Genomic DNA, 17,239 nt, shown 5'->3' with positions numbered 1-17,239 from the left:
TTCGTCAGATCAGCGCCTGCGCCAGCCGCAGGCCATGCCGCTGCTCCGCTTCCTGCAGCGAGCGTGCAATCGACGGGTGCAGCCGCACCCCGTTCGCCGATTGCGCTTCCCGACGCTTCAACCCGCCTTCACCCGGCAGCCGCACAGGCCTCGCCGGGTCGATGGGCGCGTTGTCGCGGCATTTCTCGGCCACGTGGTCCATCTGGCGCAGGAAGGCGTCCTTGCCGCCGAAGGCGTGCAGGTCGTGCAGCGTGAGGTGCACCGTCGCGCCCCAGCCCTCGGGCGGGTCGGCACGGCCGTGGCCCGCGAGGCCGGCCGTAAGCGTCTCGACCAGCAGCGCCATGCCGTAGCCCTTGTGGCCGTGGCTCAGGCCGCCCACGGGCAGCAGCGTGCCGGGCGGCTGGTCGAACAGCACCTGCGGGTTGTTCGACGGCTTGCCGGAGGCATCGATGAGCCATTCCTCGGCGAAGGTCTCACCGGCCGCGCGCTTGCGGTTGCTCATGCCGTTGGTGGTGATCGAGGCCGAGATGTCGACCATCACGCCGCCCTGCGACAGCGGAAAACCCATTGCCAGCGGATTCGGCGTGAACACCGCCTGCGTGCCGCCGAAGGGCGCGACGCTGGCGGTGTTGGGGTCGGAGCAGGCCAGCAGCATGAGCATGTCTTCCTGCAGCGCGCGCAGCATGTAGACCGCCAGGCAGGCGATGTGGTGGCTGCGGCGGATCACGAGCGAGGCCGTGCCCAGTTCGCGCGCACGCGGCACCAGCAGGTCCATGCCCTGGTCCATGAGCCAGGGGCCGGGCAGGCGCTTGCCGTCCCAGAGCACGGCGGCAGGGCGGTCGGACAGCACCTCGGGCGCACCGTCGCGCGTCATGCCGCCCGATTCGATTTCTTTCACATAGCCGGCCAGCAGCGCGAGGCCGTGCGTGTCGTGGCCCAGCAGGTCGCCTTCGACCAGCGTGCGTGCCACGCTGTCGGCCATCGAGGCCGCGAGCCCCGCTTTCTGCAGCAGGGCGCTGGCGTAGTCGCGCAGCGCGTCGGCGCGGTACAGCGGGGCGGCGTCGGTCATTTCAGGATTTCCAGCACGCGGTCGAGTCCGCCTTCGTTGATCGCCACCATGGCCTGCTCGCGCACCTTCGGCTTGGCGTGATAGGCCACCGACAGCCCGGCCTCGCCCATCATCGGCAGGTCGTTGGCGCCATCGCCCACGGCGATGGTCTCTTGCGGCGAGATGCCCATGAGGGACGCCACTTCGAGCAGCGTGCGGCGTTTTTCGGCACCGTCGCAGATGTCGCCCCAGCTTTGCGTCACGACCTGGCCGGTGAGCTGGCCATCGGCTTCGTCGAGCAGGTTGGAGCGGGCGAAGTCGATGCCCAGGCGGTCCTTCACGCGGTTGGCGAAGAAGGTGAAGCCGCCCGAGACCAGCAGCACCTTGAGGCCCGCCTTCTTGCAGGCCGCAACCAGTTCGGTGGCGCCGGGGTTGAGCTTCAAGCGCTCGTCGTACACCTGCTGCAGCGCAGCCACGGGCACGCCTTGCAGCAGCGCCACGCGGCGGCGCAGGCTTTCCTTGAAGTCCTTGATCTCGCCGCGCATCGTGGCCTCGGTGATCGCGGCCACCTCGGCCTTCTTGCCGACGGCATCGGCGATCTCGTCGATGCATTCGATGTTGATCAGCGTCGAGTCCATGTCGAACGCGATCAGCTTGAAGTCGGCGAGCTTCAGCGGCGGCTTCACGCGCTGGAGGACGAGGCCGGGGGAGATTTCTGTCGTAGCGCTCATGCGGGGGCGGTTTCCTTGACGAGGGGTTGTCCGAGGCTGCGCAGAACGTCGCGCACCATCTGGGCGCGGTCCTTCGGCTCCTTGAGTTCGCGCTCGATGCGCAGCTTCTCGTTGCCGGCGAGCTTGATGTGCTTGTTCTTCTGGATCAGCTGGATGATGGCCATGCCGTCCACCGGCGCGTCCTTGCGGAAGGTGATGTTGATGATGCCCGGCGCCGCATCGACCTTGACCACGCCGTAGGGCCGCGCGAGCACGCGCAGGCGGTGCGTGTCGATCAGCGTCTGGGCTTGCGGCGGCAGCTTGCCGAAGCGGTCGACGATTTCTTCCAGCAGCGTGTCGATCTGGTCGGGGTTCTTCGCGGTGGCCAGCTTCTTGTAGAACGACAGCCGCAGGTGCACGTCGCCGCAGTAGTCGTCGGGCAGCAGGGCGGGGGCGTGCAGATTGATCTCGGTGGTGACCGACAGCGGCGAGAGCAGGTCGGGCTCCTGCCCGGCCTTCAGCGAGCGCACGGCTTCGCTGAGCATCTCGTTGTAGAGCTGGAAGCCGATCTCCATCATGTTGCCGCTCTGGTTCTCGCCGAGCACCTCGCCGGTGCCGCGGATCTCCAGGTCGTGCATCGCGAGGTAGAAGCCCGAGCCCAGCTCTTCCATCTGCTGGATGGCCTCGAGCCGCTGCGAAGCCTGCTTGGTCAGGCCCTCGGTGTCCGGCACCATGAGGTAGGCATAGGCTTGGTGGTGCGAGCGGCCGACGCGGCCACGCAGCTGGTGCAGTTGCGCGAGGCCGAACTTGTCGGCGCGGCTCATCACGATGGTGTTGGCGGTGGGCACGTCGATGCCGGTCTCGATGATGGTCGAGCACAGCAGCATGTTGTAGCGCTGGGCCACGAAGTCGCGCATCACACGCTCCAGCTCGCGCTCGGGCATCTGGCCGTGGGCCACGGCGATGCGGGCCTCGGGCAGGATCTCCTCGAGCTTCTGGCGCCGGTTCTCGATGGTTTCGACCTCGTTGTGCAGAAAGTAGACCTGCCCGCCGCGCTTGAGCTCGCGCAGCACGGCCTCGCGGATCACGCCCGTGCCCTCGTTGCGCACGAAGGTCTTGATGGCCAGGCGGCGCTGCGGCGCGGTGGCGATCACGCTCAGGTCCCGCAGGCCTTCGAGCGCCATGCCCAGCGTGCGCGGGATCGGCGTGGCGGTGAGCGTGAGCACGTCGACCTCGGCGCGCATCGCCTTCATCGCCTCCTTGTGGCGCACGCCGAAACGATGCTCCTCGTCGATGATGAGCAGGCCCAGGTTCTTGAACTTGACCGACTGCGAGAGCAGCTTGTGCGTGCCGACCACGATGTCGACCTGGCCCTCGGCCAGGCCCTTGGCGGCGGCCGTGATTTCCTTGGCGGAGCGGAAGCGGCTCATCTCGGCGACCTTCACCGGCCACTTGGCGAAGCGGTCGACCAGCGTCTGGTAGTGCTGCTCGGCCAGCAGCGTGGTCGGCGCGAGAAACGCCACCTGCTTGCCGCCGGTGACGGCGATGAAGGCGGCGCGCAGCGCCACCTCGGTCTTGCCGAAACCCACGTCGCCGCACACGAGGCGGTCCATCGGCTGGGGCGAGATCATGTCCTGCACCACGGCGTGGATCGCGGCCTTCTGGTCGGCGGTTTCCTGGAAGCCGAAGTCGTTGGCGAACACCTCGTAGTCGGCCGGCGAGTAACGGAAGGCATGGCCTTCGCGTGCCGCGCGGCGGGCGTAGATGTTGAGCAGCTCGGCGGCCGAGTCGCGCACCTGTTCGGCGGCCTTGCGCTTGGCCTTTTCCCACTGGCCGGAGCCCAGCTTGTGCAGCGGCGCCTCGTCGGCGCTCACGCCGGTGTAGCGGCTGATCTGGTGCAACTGCGACACGGGCACGTAGAGCGTGGCCTTGTCGGCGTACTCCAGGTGCAGCATTTCCTGCAGCAGCGGCTTGCCGTCGGCGCCCGTGCCCTGGCCCAGGTCCATGTGGATCAGGCCGCGGTAGCGGCCGATGCCGTGCGCGCTGTGGACCACCGGGTCGCCCACGTTGAGTTCGGACAGGTCCTTGATCAGCGCCTCGACGTCGCTGACCTGTTCCTGCTTCTTGTTGCGCCGGCGCGTGGTGGGCGCGGTGGCGAACAGCTCGGTCTCGGTGACGAAGTCGATCGCCTGTTCGCGCCATGCGAAGCCCGAGGCCAGCGCGGCGGTGGCGATGCCGATCTTCTCGTCGCCCGAGGCTTCGAACTCGGCCAGCGAGTCGAAGGCCGGCGGGTTCACGCCGCTGGCGCGCAGGAAGTCGAGCAGGCTCTCGCGGCGGCCGTCGCTCTCGGCGATGAGCAGCACGCGGTGCGGCGTGGCGGCGATGTGGGCCTTCAGGCCGACCAGCGGGTCTTCCGCGCCGCGCACCACGGCAAAGGGCGGCAGCTTGTCGAACTCTGCGTAGGGCGCGTCGGTGGCGATGTCACCGCGAATGGCCAGCTGCGCGTGCGGCTTGGCGCGCTGGTAGAACTGCTCGGCATTGAGGAACAGCGCGTCGGGCGGCAGCGCGGGGCGCTCGGGGTCGCCCTGCACCAGGCGGTAGCGCTCGTTGGTGTCCTGCCAGAAGTGCTGGAACGCGGGTTCCAGGTCGCCGTGCAGCACGACGGTGGCGTCGGGGCCGAGGTAGTCGAACACCGTGGCCGTCTCGTCGAAGAACAGCGGCAGGTAGTACTCGATGCCGGCGGTGGCCACGCCGTTGCCCATGTCCTTGTAGATGCGGCTCTTGGTCGGGTCGCCCTCGAGCAGTTCGCGCCAGCGGCTGCGAAAGCGCGCGCGGGCGTCGTCGTCCATCGGGAACTCGCGGCCCGGCAGCAAGCGCACCTCGGGCACGGGGTAGAGGCTGCGCTGGGTGTCGGGGTCGAAGGTGCGGATGGAGTCGATCTCGTCGTCGAACAGATCGACGCGAAACGGCACCGGCGAGCCCATCGGGAACAGGTCGATCAGGCCGCCGCGCACCGCGTATTCGCCCGGGCTCACCACCTGCGTCACGTGGCTGTAGCCGGCCAGCGTGAGCTGGGCCTTGAGCTTGGACTCCTGCAGCTTCTGCTTGGCCTTGAACTGGAAGGTGTAGCCGGCCAGGAAGGCCGGCGGCGCCAGCCGGTACAGCGCGGTGGTGGCGGGCACCAGCACCACGTCGGCCTCTTTCTGGCTGATGCGCCACAGCGTGGCCAGGCGCTCGCTGATCAGGTCCTGGTGCGGCGAAAAGCTGTCGTAGGGCAGCGTCTCCCAGTCGGGGAAGAGGGCGCAGCGCAGCTCGGGGGCGAAGAAGGCGATTTCGTCGATGAGCCGCTGGGCGTCGTTCGCGTCGGCGGTGAACATCGCGGTGGCGCGACCCGCGGCCTTCTCGCGCATGCCGAGCTGGGCCAGCATCAGCGCATCGGCGGACAACGGGGGACGCGGCAGCGTGAAACGCTTGCCCGCCGGGAGAAGGGGGAGGTCCATGGAGCGGTTCGAAAAATGCACGACACCCCGCGCCGGACGGCGAGGGGTGTGCGAATGTCAATTCTAGAATGGTGGCCCCTTATCCGCTTGTCGGCCATCGGCCCGTGCCGCACCCTCCATGTCTTCTTCCCGTTTCTACGTGCTGATCCCCTGTGCCGGTTCCGGCCACCGCGCCGGCGGCGCGCAGCCCAAGCAGTACCGGCGCCTGGCGGGCCAGTCGATGGTGGCCCACACGGTGGACGCGTTCCGCGCGCTGGCCGGGCGTTTCGCGGGCGTGGCCGTGGTGGTGTCGCCCGACGACCGCGAGGTACAGACGGCGCTGCCGCGCTTCCCCGTGACCGGCGAGTATCTGCTGCGCGTGGGCGGCCTGACGCGCGCCGCTTCGGTGCGCAACGGCCTGGCGGCGCTGCGCCAGAAGGGTGCCGGGCCGCACGACTGGGTGCTGGTGCACGACGCGGCGCGCTGCCTGGTCACGTCCAGCCAGATCGAGGCGCTGATCGCCGCCTGCGAGCACGACGCCGTCGGCGGCCTGCTGGCGCAGCGGCTGGCCGACACGCTGAAGGTCTCGTCGACCGACAGCCGCTCGACCCAGACCCTGCCGCGCGCCGACAAGTGGCTGGCGCAGACGCCGCAGATGTTCCGCATCGGCATGCTGCTCGACGCGCTGGAGCGCGTGGGCGACGTGGTGACCGACGAGGCCAGCGCCATCGAGACCCTCGGCCTGGCGCCGCTGCTGGTGCCCGGCAGCGCGCAGAACTTCAAGGTCACCTTCCCCGAAGATTTCGCACTGGCCGAGGCGGTGCTGCTCGGCCGCAAGAAGGTCATGGCATGACGACACCGTTCAACATCCGCATCGGCGAAGGCTGGGACGTCCACCAGCTGGTGGCGGGGCGCAAGCTCATCCTGGGCGGCATCGAGGTGCCGCACACCACCGGCCTGCTCGGGCATTCGGACGCCGACGTGCTGCTGCACGCCATCACCGACGCGCTGCTGGGCGGGGCCGGGCTGGGCGACATCGGCCGGCATTTTCCCGACACCGACGCCCAGTTCCGCGGCGCCGATTCGGCCGTGCTGCTGGCCGAGGCGGCGCGCCGCGTGCGGGCCGCCGGCTGGGAGATTGGCAACGTCGACAGCACCGTGATCGCGCAGGCGCCCAAGCTGGCGCCGCACATCCCGGCCATGTGCCAGCGCATCGCCGACACGCTGGGCATCGCGCTCGATCAGGTCAATGTGAAAGCCAAGACGGCCGAGAAGCTCGGCCCGGTGGGCGAGGGGCGGGCGATGGAAGCCCGCGCCGCGGTGCTGCTGCACCGCTGAACCCGGGGTTCTTCTTCAGGCGACCTGCTTCTTGCCCGGCACCTCGCCGGGCTTGCTGCTGCCCGCCGGCATCGCGCGCGGCATCCGGATGTGGGCCGCGAGGCCCCGGCCCGGCGTGCTGGTGAGCGCGAAGGTGCCGCCCATGCGCTCGATGTTCTTCGCCACGATCGACAGCCCCAGGCCGGCACCGGCCGCCGAGGTGCGCGCCGCGTCGCCGCGGAAGAAGGGCTTGGTCAGCTGCACGAGCAGGGCGGGCTCGACGCCCGCGCCGTGGTCGCGCACCTTGATCAGCACCGCGTCGTTGTTGGCCTGCGCCTGGATCGTGACGTCGGCCACGCCGGTCGACGGCGTCTTGCCGTAGCGCCGCGCGTTCTCGACCAGGTTGGAGATCACGCGCGTGAGCTCCACCTCGTCGCCCATCACCTTCAGGTCGGCGGGCACGTCGACGTGGATGTTCATCTCTTCGTAGTCCTGCACGGCGTAGGTGCAGGCGTCGATCACGTCGCGCAGCAGCACGGGGCGCTGGTCGACGTGGTCGGGGCGGGCGTAGTCGAGGAACTTGTCGATGATCGCGTCGAGCTGCGCGATGTCGGCGGCCATGTGGTCGCGCGCGTCTTCGTCGGCCACGCTCATCTCGGTTTCGAGCCGCAGCCGCGCCAGCGGCGTGCGCAGGTCGTGCGAGATGCCGGCCAGCATGATGGCGCGGTCCTGCTCGATCTTGGCGAGCTGGTCGGCCATGCGGTTGAAGCCGATGTTCACCGCCCGGATCTCGTTGGTGCGGGCGCGCTCGTCGAGCCGGTGCGCCTCGTACTCGCCCTCGCGCACCTGCAGGGTGGCGCGCGACAGCTGCTTGAGCGGCAGGTTGATGAGCCGCGTGATCAGCGCCGCGCCCGCGAGCGACAGCGCCATCGCCGTGCTGAGCCAGACCAGCCAGGTGCGCCCGCCCACGCGGCTGAAGCGCGTGGGGTCGAGCAGCAGCCAGTAGGTATCGCTCTCGATGGTGAAACCGATCCACAGGCCCGGCTCGTCGTTCACGCGGCTGGCCACCGTGGTGCCTTCGCCGAGCTGGGCGATCAGCTCTTCGGTGACGCGCTCGTCGAGCGCACCGCTGGTGTAGGGCTGGAAGCGGTCGTTGGGCTCGCGCGGCAGGATGCGCACGCCTTCCTGGTCGGCCAGCGTCTTGATCAGCGAGACCCGCGTGATCGCGTCCGAGTACACGAGCGCCGCGCGCGTGAGGTTCACGAGCGAGGCGATCTGGTGCCCGGTCTGGATGGCCCGCGGCTCGTATTCGAGCGAGCGGAAGGTCTGCAGCCACGCGACCGTGCAGCCGATCAGCAGCAGCGCGAGCAGAAAGAAGGTGCGCCAGAAAAGGCTGAAGCCCAGCTTGAGGCCGGGGCGGCGGTCACGCTGCGCGCTCGCTTCGAGCGGGCTGGGCATCGTGACCTGTGCCCCGTCCTCCTGGGCCGGGTCAGGTCGGGCGGAATGGAGGCCGATGGCCACCTCTCAGCGGATCGTCAGGCCGTGCCGTCCGGCACGAACACGTAGCCCACGCCCCAGACGGTCTGGATGTAGCGCGGCGCCGCGGCGTCGGACTCGACCAGCTTGCGCAGGCGCGAGATCTGTACGTCCAGGCTGCGGTCGAAGGGCTCGAATTCGCGGCCGCGCGCCAGCTGGGCCAGCTTTTCACGCGACAGCGGCTGGCGCGGGTGGCGCACCAGCGCCTTCAGCATCGCGAACTCGCCGGTGGTCAGCGAGAGTTCTTCGCCGTCCTTCTTCAGGGTGCGCGAGCCGAGGTCGAAGGCGAACGGGCCGAAGGTGACGGTCTCGTTCTCGGTGGAGGGGGCGCCGGGCGCCTCGAGCGGCGGACGGCGGCGCAGCACGGCGTGCACGCGGGCCAGCAGTTCGCGCGGGTTGAAGGGCTTGCCGAGGTAGTCGTCGGCGCCGACTTCGAGACCGACGATGCGGTCCACGTCCTCACCCTTGGCGGTGAGCATGATGATCGGCGTGCGGTCGTTGGCGGCACGCAGACGGCGGCACACGGAGAGGCCGTCTTCGCCGGGCATCATCAGGTCGAGCACGATCAGGTCGACCGTGTCGCGCAACAGGATGCGGTTGAGCGCCTTGCCGTCCTCGGCCACGATCACTTCGAATCCTTCCTGCGTCAGGTAGCGGCGCAGCAGGTCGCGGATGCGGGCGTCGTCGTCGACGATCACGATCTTGTCGGTGCGAGCGGGAACTTGAGTCATTTCTACAACGTTGAATTTGTAACAGCGCCGATTCTGAAGGCGTTAGGACCCCATTGCTGCCGAATTCCGTAGTGGTTGACACTAAGTTACACAACTTGCGGCCGCTCGCCGTCTGGTCATCCGGGCTTTGCCCGGCGGTGGCACAGTCCGTGCTGCCTTATGACGATTGCGCGATGAGACCTTCTTTTTCTGCCTTGCCTCTGCTTTTTTTCGCATGCGCCTGTGGTGCGACGTCCGTCGCTTCCGAAGGGTTTTTGCGGGTCAGTGAAGGGCGCCGCAGCGAAGTGCGCGATGCCGTGGCCGCGCACCGGGCGGCCCAGCGGGAAGAGCAGCGCCGCGGCGAAGCGCTGGCGGGGCGCCGTCTCACGGCGGGTGAACTGTTCGAGTTGAGGCAGCAGGTCCGGGGGCAGTGGGTGCCCGCGGGAACGGGTGTACTTCTGAATTCGGCAGAATCACAGCCTGCCGAGCGCATCGTGCCGGTACCGCAGCCCGTCGCCAGTCCGCAAACCGCGCCGCGCAGCCTGCGCCACTGAAGAAGAAGGCGCGGGCGAGGGCTTTTCCTCGCATCCACCAGGGAGAAATCTGTCTTGAAGACTGTTCAATTGATCGCGGCCTGCGCCGCGTTGACCTTTGCCGGCGCCGCCTTGGCCCAGAATGCCGTCATGCCTGCTCCACAAAACGTGCTCCAGCTGTCGGCCTCCGGCACCGTCGAAGTTCAGCAAGACCTGCTGAGCATGACCCTCGTCACCACGCGCGACGCCGCCGAGGCGGGCACCGTGCAGACCCAGCTCAAGACGGCGCTCGATGCCGCGCTGGCCGAGGCCAAGAAGAATGCGCAGCCGGGCCAGCTCGACGTGCGCACCGGCAACTTCAGCCTTTCGCCGCGCTACACCAAGGACGGCAAGATCAACGGCTGGCAGGGTTCGACCGAACTCGTGCTCGAAGGCCGCGATTTCGCGCGCATCACCCAGACGGCCGGGCGCATCAGCACGCTCAGCGTGGGCAACGTCGGTTTCGGCCTGAGCCGCGAACAGCGCGCCAAGACCGAGACCGAGGCGCAGAACATCGCCATCGACAACTTCAAGCAGAAGGCAGGCGAGCTGGCCAAGGGCTTCGGCTTCGGCGGCTACACGCTGCGCGAGGTGTCGGTGAACGCGAACGACAGCGGCCCGATCCGCCCGCGCGTGATGGCCATGCAGGCCAAGTCGTTCTCGGCCGCCGATTCGGCCGTGCCGGTGGAAGCGGGCAAGACCAGCGTGGTCGTGAACGTCTCCGGCTCGGTGCAGCTCAAGTAAGAAGCGCACGGCGCCGGCGGGCCGATGCCGCCGGCGTCTTCCGTATCTCTCTATTTATTTACTGAGCCGTCCAGCCGCCATCCATGGCCCAGGCGACGCCCCGCACCTGATCGGCCGCGGGAGAGCTCAGGAAGACGGCCAGCCCGCCCAGTTGCTCGACCGTCGTGAATTGCAGCGAGGGCTGCTTTTCCCCCAGCAATTCGTTCTGCGCCTGGAGGGCCGAAATGCCTTCGCGTGCCGCGCGGTCGTCGATCTGCTTTTGCACCAGCGCCGTGAGCACCCAGCCCGGGCAGATCGCGTTGCAGGTGACGCCGGTGGTCGCGGTTTCGAGCGCCACCGACTTGGTCAGGCCGACGATCCCGTGCTTGGCCGCGACATAGGCCGACTTCTGCGCCGAGGCCACGAGCCCGTGCGCCGACGCGACGTTGATGATGCGGCCCCAGTTGGCCTCGCGCATCGCCGGGATCGCCAGGCGCGTCGTGTGGAAGGCGCTCGTGAGGTTGATGGCGATGATCGCGTCCCAACGTTCGGTCGGGAAGTCTTCGACCTTGGCCACGTGCTGGATGCCGGCGTTGTTGACGAGGATGTCGACGCGGCCGAACTTCGATGCGGCGAACTTCATCATGTCCTCGATCTGGTCGGGCTTGCTCATGTCGGCCCCGTGGTATTCGGCGCGCACGCCGAGCGCCTCGATCTGGGCCTTGGGGGTGTCGGCGTCGCCGAAGCCGTTGAGCACGATGTGTGCGCCTTGTTGGGCCAGCGCCTTGGCGATGGCGAAGCCAATGCCACTGGTGGACCCCGTGACAAGCGCGGTTTTGCCTTTGAGCATGAAGATCAATCTCCGGATGAATTAGGAGCGAACCGACGCTAGGGTTTGCTCCCAAAACGGTCGGTCTTCGTCGGGCGTGTTCACGTAGACCATGTTCGTTGCTGCGATCACTTTCTCAAGCGGGATGTGGCCTTCCTGAGCGATCTGCACCATGGCGCGGTCGGGCAGGCGGCTGCGGCCGTTCATGTAGTTGGAGAACGCTTTCCCCTTGATCCCGAGCCGTTCGGCTGCGTCTTTGTCGAAGCGTAGGCCGACTGCTGCCTTATAGCTTCCAACTATTGATTCGATGGCGTTCATGATTATTCCTTCGTTTAAAAAGTACATGAATCTTGGGATAATCTCTAAACGATGGATATTTATCCCTCGTCTCGGTACTTAGTCTACCTCTCGGAGCCGCCATGCACCAAGTCTCTTTCTCTGCTTTTGCGCAACAAATGGTTTGTGCGCCCTCGGCCACGCAAACCGCTGAGGCCCAAGCTGTGGCGGCTCCGGCCTCGTCGGGGTCGGGGGCGTGCACCCAGCTGCCCTTTGGCGGCGTGTTTGTGCCTATGCGCGCGGTGAGCGTCTTCGATCTTCATGACGAATGGCGTGGGGAGTGGTTCGGGGATTGGCAGAGTGAGGGGCTGCTTGATGCTCCTGAGTTCCTGCCGGCTGGCTCGCACCGTACCTTCGAGTCTGGGCGCGAGATGGTGTCGGACGGCTTTTCGATGGCTATGCGGGGGCACGCATGAGCATCGTCCGCGCCGCTGCTGGTCGTCCAGCCATCCATGTCGATAACGCTGCCAAGGTTCGTGCGCATCGTGCCGCGAAGGGCCGTATCGAGTTCACCGACGACCCCAAGATCAAACAGACCATTGCCGGCATTGCCAGCGAACTCGGCTGCTCTGAAGCCGATGTGTTGCGGTCCTTAACGCGCTTTGCGCTGACGAATCGCAACTGGAAGCAGGTCGGTCTGTACGGCTCGAAGGGCTTGCAATGACAGGCCCAAAGAGATTAGTGGCGGGGCATATCGAGCTTCAGGCGCTGCATGGCGGCTGCGAGGTTTCGTCCTTCGCCGTCGTGGGTGTTGGTGGCGTCTGTGAGCGAGGCCAGCATGCTTTCGATCAGCAGGGCATTGGTCCTGCTAAAGCCTCGCTCGCTGAGGCTTTCCGCGCACTCGCGCAGAGCGAGAGTGATCTTCGGGATGGTTCGGGGGCCGGTGGTCTTCAGGTATCTGCCGATGATGAGGCCCAGTTCCACGGACTTGGACGTGGTCAGCGTCGGCTCAAAACCGTGGGCCGCGAAGATTTCCTCATTGCTGCTGGGGCTCCCTCGCTCGTCGTTGCGTTTCATCTGCTCTCCAAGGCTAGTGCTGGAGATTCTGCATGACAGCCGCCGAAAAGCTCGAATGGAAGCGCCGCGCCTTCACGGCGATCACGGCGCCGATTCCGCAGGCCATCCGCATCGGGTCGGCGGTTGCCTCTGCCCAGTACCGTGATGACGCCGCCGTGTGTGCAGCGTTCGTGCGTCGTGGTGTCCAGCCCGACCGCGCAAAGGTCGCATGCCTTCGCCTCGAAGGTCAGCAGGGGCGGCTGTGATCACGATGACAACCGGCACCCTTGGCACCGGCATGACGCTGTTTGCGGTGAATCCCGCCAAGCAGGCCGGCCGGCGTGGTCCCTATGTCGCATATCCCGATCAGTCGGCGATTCGTCGTATGCGTGTCAAGCAGGGTATGACGCAACCGGAGTGCGCGAAGCATTGCGGCGTGTCGTTGCGCACATTCCAGCGTGCTGAGGCTGGTGACGTGGTGCCTATGCACGTCAAACGCAAGATCGAGCGTGCACTGGGGGCGGCATGGTGAAACCCGCCAAGTGCTCGAGCACGAATCCCGCCATCGGCGATCGCGCGAATCCCGCCACTCAGGCCGGCGCGCCCTTCATCTCGGCGCATGCAGCCGCACAGCGCGCGCTACGGGGGTGGGCCTTCGCCTCTCCCCCTTCCGTGCCAAGCGGCTGTTCCATGGCGTGCAGCCATGGCCGGTCTGACGCTGCGGCGCAAAGCGACGTAGCCCGCCCACAGCGCGTGATCCCCCTGAAGCGTGAGGGATCGCTAGTCGCGCAAGCGATTGAGACGCCGTACTCGGTGGCTCAACCCGAAGGGCCAGAGCCCGGTCCGCAGGACACGCCCTCTGCCGATGGCGCGTGCCTCCTGCAATGCCTGTACCTCGCCGACCGCTGCGACCGCAACTGTGCGGGTTGCTCAGTCACGGCGCATGCCACCGGTGGCGAGCGTCGCGCCTGCGCGGCGCCGGCGCCGGTCGGCGTCGACGGGAGGCAGTCCGCTGAGTGCCCCGATGGTAATCACGGGGATAGAAAAATTTCGGAAGGTGGAACGGGACTATGACCAAGGTTAAAGACAAAAGCGCACTCGTCCTCGACGGCAATGTCGTCAAGGTTCGATTGATGGCTGAACGCCAAGCCTTGAAGTCCATGGTTCATGTCGATTGGCTTCGCTTCACCGTGCGTCTGCGCAATGCCCCGCCGTTCCTCACCGACCAACGCGCGACCTCGACCAGCGTGTGGGATGAAGGCTACCGGCTGAACAAGCTGCTGAGCCTCATCAACGAACTGCCCGACCACGAGCGTGACGCATGCGGCCAAGCCGCAGAGCTGGCAGACCGCGTGTGCATGGCCCTCGGATTCGAGTTCAACCGCGGGGTGGAAATGGGCAAGGGGCACGACTTTTACAAGCGTCGTTGGCCTCTCCATCGCAACGGCGCAGAAGTGGGCTGGGTGGGCTTCGGCGCGGCCTCTGACAGCCCGAGACAGCGTGCCCAGGCTGAATCCCTGCACGTCAACCTCTACGGGGTCGCATGCACGTTCGCGGAGCACGGCTGGGCTGAACGCATGGCCCGAATCATCGATGATCTCGACGGCAAGATCACCCGCGCCGACCTCGCCCTTGACTTCTTCGACGGCTTCTCAGGCGGCATCGAGCGCGTTCTGGAAGAGTACCGCGCAGGCCTGTGCGACAACTATGGCCATCGCCCCGTCATGCGCGATATCAACTGGGCAAAGGGCTGCTCGCGCTCGCTGTACCTTGGCTCGAAAGAGGCAGGCAAGGAAACCAACATCTACGAAAAGGGCGATCAGCTCTTTGGCGAAAAGATCGGTAGCAAGTGGCTGCGCTTTGAGCTGCGATATGGCAATAAATTCCGCGTGCTGGACACCGACCTGCTGCGCCGCCCGTCCGACTTCTTTGCAGGTGCCAGCGAGTGGCATGCAGCCATCCTGCGTGAGGCTGGTGACGTTGCCGTCCCCGAGCAGATTCACATCACGCCACAACCCGCGTTGATGAGCGTCAAGGCTGAGTGCGTGCGCAATGCACTGTGGACCTTGGAGTCTGCTGCGCCCTCCATTGCCCTCGCATTTCAGTACCTCGACGACGAACAGTTTCTGGAACTGGTCACGCACAAAAAGAAGCCCAAGCGCCTAGCTTCGTTCTCGCACGCCGACCTCACGGAGGCCTACAGCGAGGCGTTCTCTCAATTCGTGGTTCCGCGATCTGGCCCAGTCGCGATGAGCCTTCAATAACTCGGGCTTGGAGTAATCAATCATGCGCATGCAAAGCGAATCTACCCTGTTCGGCGTCAAGGCATCCGAGGGCACCTTCAACGATCGAGCTTTCGACAGCTGCACGTTTCACCTGGACGCCGACATTGCCAGCAACGGCAGTGGTGAAGCCATCGGGATCAGCACTCGCCCGTTCAAGTTCGGTAAGGCAGACGAGTTCCAGAAGTGGAAGCACCTCGCCAAGTCGCTGCCGGTGCGTGTCATCTGCACCTTCGACGTGGTCGCGGCCAGCGACAACAAAACCCAGCTCACGCTGGTCGATATCAAGCCGGTCGAGCGCGCTGCTCCGGCAAGGGCTGCGGGCTAACTGCCATGCGTCTCATTGTCCAGAGCTTGGTGACGGGGAAATTCCTCGCGCCGTCTGCTGACGATGGACAGCCGGAATGGGTGCGCTCGCTCGGCGAGTCTGGCGGCGGTGTTTGTGATGACGCTGAGCGCGCGACCCAGCTGGTGCACGACTGGACCGACTTGGACGATGAGGCGGTCATTGTGGACCTCGATGTGCTCGGTACGGCCAGTGACACCGATGAGCACCAATCGCATTTCGTTGCCGGTAACGCTGGGGGTGGCCTGTGACGTTCGGTGTTGAGCACCTCATGGCTGCAATGCTCGTCGGCCTGCTGCTGGGTCTTGGCTTCTGTGCCTTCGCGTGGTGGTCTGGTGAGCACGCTGAGCGGTACGTGCGTATCCAGCGTGCACGGTTTCGCGATCACGCCGGTGTCCCTCTCATTCGGTGGGTCGAGCCGTGATCCGCTACTTCCTCCGTCGAGTCGTTGGCGCGTTTGCATCGCGGCTCGTCGGCCTGTTGTTCAAGCTCTTTGGGAGATAGGAGTGATCTGTGCTCAACCCGATTCCGCTGGGTCGCTGGTGGTCGCTGCGAGTCAGCCTGCCGATATGGCCACCTGCCCGGTGGTGCTGATTACCGGATCGGAGTTGAGTGCGGTCACGGGCATTGCATTTCCTGCGCCCTCCGATTTCGGTGAGGTATGGGCTGTTGGTTTCACGATGGTAGTGGTGAGCTACCTCATTGGTTGGGGCGCCGGCGCGGTGCTCCGGTTCTTTCGTTAACTACGCCGGGAGGCTGTATGGATTTCTCTTCCCTTGTTGATTCCGTTGACTTCAGCGGTGTCGATGCTGCCGTTCTGGCTATCGCAGCTGTGGTGATCGCCGTATTCGCGATTGAGTGGGGAGTTCGGAAGGTGCTGGCTCTTGTGGGTGGTGGTGATGGCTACGACTCGCAGGGGTTCAGTTCGGACGACTACTGGAACGGCTACACGGCTGAGGACGATGCAAGGGATCGTGCTGCGGCGGGCCTTGGCCCTAACCCGAATTGGGCCGAGTCTGCGGACATTCAATCTGATCCCGGTCTTGGTGGCGTGCCTGCCAGAAGTGCGGATGAAGTTGCGTTCATGTCGGAACGTGAGAAGTGGGTGGCTCATCAACGTGAGGGAGGATTTTCTGAAGCCTTCATCGAGCGGGAGGCCGCGAGACGGTTCGGTGATGGATCTGCGGAGCGCCAGGAGCATCAGCGCGCCGGTGGGTTTTGATGGGAGTGTGAGTTTTCAGCGCAAGGCCCGCCAACGTCGTGAGACGCCGTGGGCCTTCCGGTGAAACCTCAATGTCGAGGACACCATTTCTAGGAGTCTCTTTCATGAACAAGTTCGCTCGCATCGTCCGTCAAAACAAGCTGTCCATCGCTGGTGCTGCTCTGGCAGTCGGCGCTCCTGCTTTCGCAGCTGGCCCGGACTTCTCGACGCTGACCGGCGCTGTCGATTTCTCGACCGTCGGCACCGCGATCCTCGCCGTGGCGGCGCTGATGATGGTCCCGAAGGTCGTCGGCTGGGGCGCTCGCAAGGTGCTCGGCTTCGTGCGCGGCTGATAGGCCGTTGTCCCTCTCACGCCCCGCGCAATTGCCCGGGGCGTTTTTTCTGGAGTCGCTATGTGGTTGATCCTTGCTTTCTTCTGTGGCGTGGCGTGTGGTTGTGCTTGCGTTGCTGGTCTCTGGAACGTTTGAGCCATGGCTAATCTTTTCCGCTTTATCGGCATTCTTCTTTGGGTGCTTTGCGGTGCTGCGCATTCTGCGATTCCTCAGTTGCCTGCTGTCGAGTACGGGACATCAACCTTTTATCAATCTACGCCGCCTAGTTCGAATTGGCGGGCGGCCATCAGTGACGCTTGCGCTGTAGGCGCTGCGTTCATTGCGAGTGAGCGAGCGGACATGTTTTCGGCCGTCAATGTTGTGTCCTGTGCGGGCACTATGTCGGACAGTCCTGCGGTCCAGTTTGGGTTTCGGTGGTGCGGGGTGCGTAAAGCTGGCGGTGCCGACTTCTGTGACGGTTCGAATATTTTTATGCGCACGAATGGAAACAAGTGTCCAGTGAATAGTGCGCTGGTCGGGGGGCAATGTCAGTGCATGGCTCCCTATGTTGAGGACTCAACGCATACGTCTTGCGTCGCGCCTCGATCAGAGCTTGAGCAATTCTGCGCTGACCACGCTGCTGCCAAGAATGGATTTCCACAATCGGGTACCGTTGGTGCGGCATCGCCGATTCCTAACTCGTCTTGCTACAAGCCTTATCCCCCATTTGAGGGCTCTGACGCAAACAAGGGGTGCCGCGCGACGCTGGGCGATGCTGTTGGATGGCTTGGTGACGATGGAAGGAAGCATTGGTCGTCAACG

Annotated in this window: 21 protein-coding genes; 13 read left to right on the top strand and 8 right to left on the bottom strand. The window is 65.7% G+C overall.

Annotated elements, in window-relative coordinates; all coding sequences use genetic code 11:
• Positions 1–4 precede the first annotated feature (4 nt).
• The 3 genes from ACAM52_RS12565 to mfd are packed head-to-tail and all read right to left on the bottom strand — an operon-like array spanning position 5 to position 5,258.
• Positions 5–1,069: an Ldh family oxidoreductase gene (locus ACAM52_RS12565; protein WP_369647195.1), complete on the bottom strand. Its 1,065-nt coding sequence runs from the start codon at positions 1,067–1,069 to the stop codon at positions 5–7.
• On the bottom strand, positions 1,066–1,779 hold the full coding sequence (gene serB, locus ACAM52_RS12560) for a phosphoserine phosphatase SerB (RefSeq protein ID WP_062480719.1): 714 nt from the start codon (positions 1,777–1,779) through the stop codon (positions 1,066–1,068). The genes ACAM52_RS12565 and serB overlap by 4 nt, the downstream gene beginning before the upstream one ends.
• Complete coding sequence (gene mfd, locus ACAM52_RS12555) at positions 1,776–5,258, bottom strand: transcription-repair coupling factor (RefSeq protein WP_369647194.1); 3,483 nt, start codon at positions 5,256–5,258, stop codon at positions 1,776–1,778. Before mfd ends, serB begins: the two co-directional genes overlap by 4 nt.
• 118 nt (positions 5,259–5,376) lie before the next feature.
• Between mfd and ispD the strand changes: the two genes are divergently transcribed.
• Positions 5,377–6,090: a 2-C-methyl-D-erythritol 4-phosphate cytidylyltransferase gene (ispD, locus tag ACAM52_RS12550; protein WP_369647193.1), complete on the top strand. Its 714-nt coding sequence runs from the start codon at positions 5,377–5,379 to the stop codon at positions 6,088–6,090.
• Positions 6,087–6,575 (top strand): 2-C-methyl-D-erythritol 2,4-cyclodiphosphate synthase, encoded by a 489-nt coding sequence (ispF, locus tag ACAM52_RS12545; RefSeq protein WP_369647192.1) that lies wholly within the window; start codon positions 6,087–6,089, stop codon positions 6,573–6,575. The genes ispD and ispF overlap by 4 nt, the downstream gene beginning before the upstream one ends.
• Before the next feature lie 15 nt (positions 6,576–6,590).
• Here the strand turns inward: ispF and ACAM52_RS12540 are convergent, their stop codons facing one another.
• Positions 6,591–8,012 (bottom strand): sensor histidine kinase, encoded by a 1,422-nt coding sequence (locus tag ACAM52_RS12540; RefSeq protein ID WP_062480711.1) that lies wholly within the window; start codon positions 8,010–8,012, stop codon positions 6,591–6,593.
• A 77-nt stretch (positions 8,013–8,089) separates the two neighbouring features.
• On the bottom strand, positions 8,090–8,821 hold the full coding sequence (ompR, locus tag ACAM52_RS12535; RefSeq protein ID WP_007837017.1) for a two-component system response regulator OmpR: 732 nt from the start codon (positions 8,819–8,821) through the stop codon (positions 8,090–8,092).
• Between the two features lie 95 nt (positions 8,822–8,916).
• Between ompR and ACAM52_RS12530 the strand changes: the two genes are divergently transcribed.
• Both ACAM52_RS12530 and ACAM52_RS12525 read left to right on the top strand, forming a co-directional pair.
• On the top strand, positions 8,917–9,354 hold the full coding sequence (locus ACAM52_RS12530; RefSeq protein ID WP_223301309.1) for a hypothetical protein: 438 nt from the start codon (positions 8,917–8,919) through the stop codon (positions 9,352–9,354).
• Between the two features lie 54 nt (positions 9,355–9,408).
• Positions 9,409–10,116 carry an SIMPL domain-containing protein gene (locus ACAM52_RS12525; RefSeq protein WP_062480709.1) on the top strand — a complete coding sequence of 236 codons (708 nt, stop codon included), beginning with the start codon at positions 9,409–9,411 and terminating at the stop codon, positions 10,114–10,116.
• Positions 10,117–10,174: 58 nt separating this feature from the next.
• Here ACAM52_RS12525 and ACAM52_RS12520 read toward each other — a convergent pair whose 3' ends face one another.
• Positions 10,175–10,945: a 3-hydroxybutyrate dehydrogenase gene (locus tag ACAM52_RS12520; RefSeq protein WP_307693746.1), complete on the bottom strand. Its 771-nt coding sequence runs from the start codon at positions 10,943–10,945 to the stop codon at positions 10,175–10,177.
• A gap of 21 nt (positions 10,946–10,966) precedes the next feature.
• Positions 10,967–11,242 (bottom strand): hypothetical protein, encoded by a 276-nt coding sequence (locus tag ACAM52_RS12515; RefSeq protein WP_369647191.1) that lies wholly within the window; start codon positions 11,240–11,242, stop codon positions 10,967–10,969.
• A 101-nt stretch (positions 11,243–11,343) separates the two neighbouring features.
• Here ACAM52_RS12515 and ACAM52_RS12510 point away from each other — a divergent pair, with 101 nt between their 5' ends.
• Together ACAM52_RS12510 and ACAM52_RS12505 are read left to right on the top strand one after the other, a co-directional pair.
• On the top strand, positions 11,344–11,676 hold the full coding sequence (locus ACAM52_RS12510) for a hypothetical protein (protein WP_369647190.1): 333 nt from the start codon (positions 11,344–11,346) through the stop codon (positions 11,674–11,676).
• Complete coding sequence (locus ACAM52_RS12505; protein ID WP_369647189.1) at positions 11,673–11,924, top strand: hypothetical protein; 252 nt, start codon at positions 11,673–11,675, stop codon at positions 11,922–11,924. The genes ACAM52_RS12510 and ACAM52_RS12505 overlap by 4 nt, the downstream gene beginning before the upstream one ends.
• Before the next feature lie 14 nt (positions 11,925–11,938).
• Here the strand turns inward: ACAM52_RS12505 and ACAM52_RS12500 are convergent, their stop codons facing one another.
• Positions 11,939–12,277 carry a hypothetical protein gene (locus ACAM52_RS12500; protein WP_369647188.1) on the bottom strand — a complete coding sequence of 113 codons (339 nt, stop codon included), beginning with the start codon at positions 12,275–12,277 and terminating at the stop codon, positions 11,939–11,941.
• A gap of 32 nt (positions 12,278–12,309) precedes the next feature.
• Between ACAM52_RS12500 and ACAM52_RS12495 the strand changes: the two genes are divergently transcribed.
• The 7 genes from ACAM52_RS12495 (at position 12,310) to ACAM52_RS12465 (ending at position 16,438) form a co-directional block, all read left to right on the top strand.
• Positions 12,310–12,522 carry a hypothetical protein gene (locus tag ACAM52_RS12495; RefSeq protein ID WP_369647187.1) on the top strand — a complete coding sequence of 71 codons (213 nt, stop codon included), beginning with the start codon at positions 12,310–12,312 and terminating at the stop codon, positions 12,520–12,522.
• Positions 12,523–12,527: 5 nt separating this feature from the next.
• The gene (locus tag ACAM52_RS12490; RefSeq protein ID WP_369647186.1) at positions 12,528–12,788 is read left to right on the top strand and encodes a multiprotein-bridging factor 1 family protein; all 261 of its coding nucleotides are present in this window, start codon (positions 12,528–12,530) and stop codon (positions 12,786–12,788) included.
• Between the two features lie 538 nt (positions 12,789–13,326).
• Positions 13,327–14,520, top strand: coding sequence for a replication initiation factor domain-containing protein (locus ACAM52_RS12485; protein ID WP_369647185.1), 1,194 nt, complete (start codon positions 13,327–13,329; stop codon positions 14,518–14,520).
• Positions 14,521–14,542: 22 nt separating this feature from the next.
• The gene (locus tag ACAM52_RS12480; protein ID WP_369647184.1) at positions 14,543–14,866 is read left to right on the top strand and encodes a hypothetical protein; all 324 of its coding nucleotides are present in this window, start codon (positions 14,543–14,545) and stop codon (positions 14,864–14,866) included.
• A gap of 5 nt (positions 14,867–14,871) precedes the next feature.
• Positions 14,872–15,135 carry a hypothetical protein gene (locus ACAM52_RS12475; RefSeq protein ID WP_369647183.1) on the top strand — a complete coding sequence of 88 codons (264 nt, stop codon included), beginning with the start codon at positions 14,872–14,874 and terminating at the stop codon, positions 15,133–15,135.
• Positions 15,136–15,644: 509 nt separating this feature from the next.
• Positions 15,645–16,106 (top strand): hypothetical protein, encoded by a 462-nt coding sequence (locus tag ACAM52_RS12470; protein ID WP_369647182.1) that lies wholly within the window; start codon positions 15,645–15,647, stop codon positions 16,104–16,106.
• 104 nt (positions 16,107–16,210) lie between these two features.
• Positions 16,211–16,438, top strand: a complete 228-nt coding sequence (locus ACAM52_RS12465; RefSeq protein WP_369647181.1) for a hypothetical protein — start codon at positions 16,211–16,213, stop codon at positions 16,436–16,438.
• The last annotated feature ends 801 nt before the right edge of the window (positions 16,439–17,239 follow it).

The sequence above is a fragment of the Variovorax sp. V118 genome (assembly GCF_041154445.1).
Classification (GTDB): domain Bacteria; phylum Pseudomonadota; class Gammaproteobacteria; order Burkholderiales; family Burkholderiaceae_C; genus Variovorax; species Variovorax boronicumulans.
The sequence above is the reverse complement of the archived record's forward strand: the minus strand, read 5'-3'. Positions and strand labels throughout refer to the sequence as shown.

Coding starts and splice junctions, on each gene's coding strand:
- ACAM52_RS12565 (WP_369647195.1), bottom strand. CDS start 1,069: ATGACCGACGCCGCCCCGCTGTACCGCGCCGACGCGCTGCGCGACTAC.
- serB (WP_062480719.1), bottom strand. CDS start 1,779: ATGAGCGCTACGACAGAAATCTCCCCCGGCCTCGTCCTCCAGCGCGTG.
- mfd (WP_369647194.1), bottom strand. CDS start 5,258: ATGGACCTCCCCCTTCTCCCGGCGGGCAAGCGTTTCACGCTGCCGCGT.
- ispD (WP_369647193.1), top strand. CDS start 5,377: ATGTCTTCTTCCCGTTTCTACGTGCTGATCCCCTGTGCCGGTTCCGGC.
- ispF (WP_369647192.1), top strand. CDS start 6,087: ATGACGACACCGTTCAACATCCGCATCGGCGAAGGCTGGGACGTCCAC.
- ACAM52_RS12540 (WP_062480711.1), bottom strand. CDS start 8,012: ATGCCCAGCCCGCTCGAAGCGAGCGCGCAGCGTGACCGCCGCCCCGGC.
- ompR (WP_007837017.1), bottom strand. CDS start 8,821: ATGACTCAAGTTCCCGCTCGCACCGACAAGATCGTGATCGTCGACGAC.
- ACAM52_RS12520 (WP_307693746.1), bottom strand. CDS start 10,945: ATGCTCAAAGGCAAAACCGCGCTTGTCACGGGGTCCACCAGTGGCATT.
- ACAM52_RS12515 (WP_369647191.1), bottom strand. CDS start 11,242: ATGAACGCCATCGAATCAATAGTTGGAAGCTATAAGGCAGCAGTCGGC.
- ACAM52_RS12510 (WP_369647190.1), top strand. CDS start 11,344: ATGCACCAAGTCTCTTTCTCTGCTTTTGCGCAACAAATGGTTTGTGCG.
- ACAM52_RS12505 (WP_369647189.1), top strand. CDS start 11,673: ATGAGCATCGTCCGCGCCGCTGCTGGTCGTCCAGCCATCCATGTCGAT.
- ACAM52_RS12500 (WP_369647188.1), bottom strand. CDS start 12,277: ATGAAACGCAACGACGAGCGAGGGAGCCCCAGCAGCAATGAGGAAATC.
- ACAM52_RS12495 (WP_369647187.1), top strand. CDS start 12,310: ATGACAGCCGCCGAAAAGCTCGAATGGAAGCGCCGCGCCTTCACGGCG.
- ACAM52_RS12490 (WP_369647186.1), top strand. CDS start 12,528: ATGACAACCGGCACCCTTGGCACCGGCATGACGCTGTTTGCGGTGAAT.
- ACAM52_RS12485 (WP_369647185.1), top strand. CDS start 13,327: ATGACCAAGGTTAAAGACAAAAGCGCACTCGTCCTCGACGGCAATGTC.
- ACAM52_RS12480 (WP_369647184.1), top strand. CDS start 14,543: ATGCGCATGCAAAGCGAATCTACCCTGTTCGGCGTCAAGGCATCCGAG.
- ACAM52_RS12475 (WP_369647183.1), top strand. CDS start 14,872: ATGCGTCTCATTGTCCAGAGCTTGGTGACGGGGAAATTCCTCGCGCCG.
- ACAM52_RS12470 (WP_369647182.1), top strand. CDS start 15,645: ATGGATTTCTCTTCCCTTGTTGATTCCGTTGACTTCAGCGGTGTCGAT.
- ACAM52_RS12465 (WP_369647181.1), top strand. CDS start 16,211: ATGAACAAGTTCGCTCGCATCGTCCGTCAAAACAAGCTGTCCATCGCT.